Here is a 4,389-nt window from a genome sequence, read left to right as displayed (position 1 = left end):
TCAGTGGTCCAGAACAGGACTTAATTGAGAAGCTTGGAATTGAAACTACGGTTAGAACGAACGTAGCTGCCCAGTATGGTAAGTACACGACCAACGTGGAAGGTGTATTTGCCGCCGGTGATATGCGCCGCGGACAGAGTCTGATCGTTTGGGCCATTAACGAAGGACGCGAGGTTGCGCGTGAGTGCGATCGATTTATGATGGGTTCCACTCAACTGCCATAACTATAAAATTATCATAGATGTCTCTATAACATAGAGGCATCTCTTTTTTTGTGTGAAGGTTTAATAAATCAAATCATGTCTTTTACAGATAAGCTCCCGTTTGTTTAAGACTCAGTTTCGAGATAGTTGAGGTCCGTTGCAAACAATAGATGAGGGCGGGCGGCTACGGAAACAACTCGCTTTCCTGCGGGGGGAACTGGCAAGCTTCCTCAGTCGTTAACACTCCTTGTGGGGTCTTTCCTAGCTCCTTCTCCCGTTCTTACACTCAGGATAGGTTTAGTCAAAAACCAATGCCTAAACGGCGTGGAGTGCTATCCAGCTCCAGCACCTAGCGGCTAATGAGACTTCCCTCACTTCTGTACGATAAGGCAACATCGAATCGCTCCGCTCTTCGTGTTTTCTTTATCTCCGCCAGCTCAGTCCAGTCCATACGCCGCTGACCAAGGTGCTTCCGCTTTCAATCGGGGAGTCTCGTCGTTTCCTCCGCCACCCCAACTATAATTTTGCGAACGGAACCTGCCAGTAGAAAACAATGGGAACCTTAAATAGGGTTAAATGCTTCTATAGCGGCGTTTATACCCTGAAGAGACTCGGTACTTAGCGTTGATAGCATAGGCTAGTCTTCCACACTTCGGCCCTATACTGGTATAACCCTTTTATAACAACGCTACTATTGTGTGTATTGAATACTCTTGAAGAAAATATCTCAGTTTGAAAGTTTTAACAGACGAATGAGGGGGTACTAGTTATGTGGAGTTTATAAGAAATGTTTTTTTATAATCATTTTAAGGAGGAACCTTAATGAGTGATAAGAAAAAAGTAGATAAGCATAGTAAAGACGAGCAGTTGGAGCACTATCGCAGAGACGATTCAGGAAAGAATCTTACAACCAATCAAGGACTGAAAATGTCAGAGGACGAGTTTTCCCTGAAAGCTGGAGAACGCGGTCCGACATTAATGGAAGATTTCCACTTCCGTGAAAAAATGACCCATTTTGACCATGAACGTATTCCAGAGCGTGTGGTACACGCAAGAGGATATGCAGCCCATGGCGAATTTGAACTCTATAAATCTCTTGAAAAATATACAAAAGCAGATTTCCTAACGGATACATCTAAGAAAACCCCTGTATTCACCAGATTTTCTACAGTAGCTGGTAATCGCGGTTCTTCTGAAACGGTACGCGACGCTCGCGGTTTCGCTACTAAATTCTATACCGAAGAAGGAAACTACGATCTAGTAGGTAACAATATACCTGTATTTTTCATTCAGGACGCCATTAAATTCCCTGATCTAGTTCACGCATTAAAACCTGAGCCTCATAATGAAATGCCTCAGGCAGCATCGGCTCATGACACATTCTGGGATTTCATAGCGAACAATCAGGAATCCGCTCATATGGTAATGTGGGCCATGTCTGATCGTGCCATTCCTAGAAGCTTCCGTATGATGGAAGGATTCGGAGTACATACGTTCCGTTTGGTTAACGCGGAAGGTAAATCTCATTTCGTTAAATTCCACTGGAAACCGGTGCTGGGTACTCATTCCTTAGTATGGGACGAAGCCCAAAAGATTTCCGGTAAGGACGCAGACTTCCACCGTGGTGACCTCTACAGCTCCATCGAAAATGGAGATTACCCGGAATATGAACTAGGAATACAGGTTATTCCAGAAGAAGACGAGGAAAAATTTGAATTTGATGTTCTGGATCCGACGAAGCTTTGGCCGGAAGAAGATGTACCGGTGGAAATCGTCGGTAAATTAACATTAAACCGTAATGTGGATAATGTTTTTGCTGAGACGGAGCAAGTAGCATTCCATCCGGGTCATGTTGTACCGGGCATTGACTTCACGAATGATCCACTGCTGCAAGGTCGTTTATTCTCCTATACGGATACTCAGTTAATTCGACTCGGAGGACCAAACTTCCACGAGCTTCCAATTAACCGTCCAGTCTGCCCATTCTTTAACAATCAGAGAGATGGATATGGCCGCCAGACGATTAATACAGGACAGGTCAGCTATCACAAGAACTCTCTGGCTCAGAATACGCCAGAGCCTGCAGCTCCAGAAGAAGGCGGCTATGAGCATTATCACGAGAAGGTAGAAGGGCGCAAAATTCGCGCAAGAAGTGTCAGCTTTAAAGATCACTTTTCTCAAGCAACTCTTTTCTGGAACAGTATGAGCGAACCGGAGAAAGATCACTTGATTCAAGCCTTCAGTTTCGAACTGGGTAAACTAGAAAGTGACTCCGTTAGAAAGCAAGTGATTGAAATGTTCTCAAACGTCAGTCTTGATCTGGTTCAAGGAGTTGCCAAAAATATCGGAATTACCCCACCAGAACATGGCGGATCCGATGTAACTAAATCTTCTCCAGCGCTAAGTCAGCAAAATACAGTATTCAAACCGGATACTCGAGTAGTTGGCGTCATTGTGGCTGACAATTTTGCTGGCAGTGAGGTGACGAATGTACTGGAAGGCTTGGCCGATAAAGGAATGTCTCCTGTAGTGATCAGCACCCGTCAGGGCACTCTGAAGGGCGCAGATGGTACGGAACTTACCGTTGATCATACGTTTACAACGGTTGATCCTGTACTGTTGGATGCTGTTTACGTTGCAGGAGGCGGCGAGCCGAGTAAGGCATTCAGGAAGAAAGTATCTTATTATCTAAACGAAGCCTTCACGCACTTCAAGCCGCTTGGTGCAACGCATGAAGGAATCCAGCTATTGAAAGATAATGAATTGTTGGAGGAACCAGGTGTTGTGGCAGAAGAAAATGGTGTTGAATTTGTAAGTAAATTTACCGAAGCAGTAGCGGCCCACCGTCATTGGGACCGCCAGGTGATATAAGAAGGAGATGTGAAAGACTGACCCCGCTGGGTCAGTCTTTTTTTACTATAATAAAAATAAGCAGAATGGATTGTTTCAACTTGTCCAAAATAAGGAATAGTCATATACATAATCCTAAAGTGAAGAGGTGTTTCTATGTTACGTACGATTCTAATGATTATTGGTCTGATTGTGGTTATTGGTTTTATCATTTCATTGCTATAATTTAATTATTTATTCATCAAACTCACCTTTCTTAAGGTGAGTTTTTCGTTATACTAATACGTATAATCTTAAGGAGGGTTTCTATCGTGAAAGAACAGGTGGAATTACATAAGGATTCGTTTATAGAAGAACTGAAAGATTTCTTAAAGATCCCGAGCATATCTTCCTTACCTGACCGTAAAGAAGATGTAAATAAGGGAGCCGATTGGGTAGCTGAAGCTTTAGGGAAGGCCGGCTTGGAAAATGTAGAGGTCATTCAGACGAAAGGTCATCCTATTGTATATGGGGACTGGCTCCATGCGGAGAACAAGCCTACGGTCCTTATTTACGGTCATTACGATGTTCAGCCTGAAGACCCTCTTGAGCTGTGGGAAACTCCTCCGTTTGAACCAGTTGTCCGTGATGGGAAAATTTATGCCCGCGGAGCAACGGATGACAAGGGGCAATTGTTCCTTCATATTAAAGCGATGGAGCTTCTCATGAAAGAAAACGGCACGCTGCCGGTAAATGTGAAATTTTGTATCGAAGGAGAAGAAGAGGTTGCAAGCCCGAACTTGTCTCCTTTTATTAGGAGTCAAGAAGAGAAGCTTGCTGCTGATGCTGTCGTCATCAGCGATACAACTTTTATTGAAAAAGGACAACCGGCCATCTGCACTTCGCTTCGCGGAGCCCTTGCTATGGAGGTAAAAGTAAGCACAGCAAATACTGACTTACATTCCGGCTCCTACGGGGGAGCTGTACCCAACTCGATTCACGCACTTGTTTCTCTAATGGACAGCCTTCATGATGACACAGGAAAAATCGCTGTAGAAGGTTTTTATGAGGGTGTTCCTGAAGCTACGGAGGATTTAAGAGAAGAAGTGGCGCAAGTTCCATTTAATAGTGAAAAAACAAAAAGAGAACTTGGACTGGAAGCCTTTTTTGGTGAAGAAGGGTTTACCTTCCAGGAGCGTGTAGGAATACGTCCGACGCTTGAGATCAATGGGATTACAGGCGGTTTTCAGGGGGAAGGGTTAAAAACCATTGTGCCCAATCAGGCCAGTGCCAAAATCAGCTGCCGCTTAGTAGGCGAGCAGAATCCGCAGGCTGTTTATGAAGCTATTCAGAGTCA

At 44.3% G+C, this 4,389-nt stretch carries 2 protein-coding genes and 1 pseudogene; all 3 read left to right on the top strand.

Translation table 11 applies throughout. The annotated features are described in order from the left end of the window. Positions 1-224: pseudogene (locus WAM07_RS17185) on the top strand (glutamate synthase); the annotation flags it as partial. A gap of 801 nt (positions 225-1,025) precedes the next feature. After that, positions 1,026-3,074, top strand: coding sequence for a catalase (locus WAM07_RS17180; protein WP_422168624.1), 2,049 nt, complete (start codon positions 1,026-1,028; stop codon positions 3,072-3,074). 290 nt (positions 3,075-3,364) lie between these two features. After that, on the top strand, positions 3,365-4,389 hold a 1,025-nt coding region (locus tag WAM07_RS17175; protein WP_422168623.1), incomplete at its 3' end, for a dipeptidase.

The organism is Halobacillus sp. (genome assembly GCF_049282395.1).
Taxonomy (GTDB): Bacteria; Bacillota; Bacilli; order Bacillales; family Halobacillaceae; genus Halobacillus.
The sequence above is the reverse complement of the archived record's forward strand: the minus strand, read 5'-3'. Positions and strand labels throughout refer to the sequence as shown.

What these genes read in the sequence shown, in the direction of transcription:
- WAM07_RS17180 (WP_422168624.1), top strand. Translation starts at nt 1,026, where the DNA reads ATGAGTGATAAGAAAAAAGTAGATAAGCATAGTAAAGACGAGCAGTTG.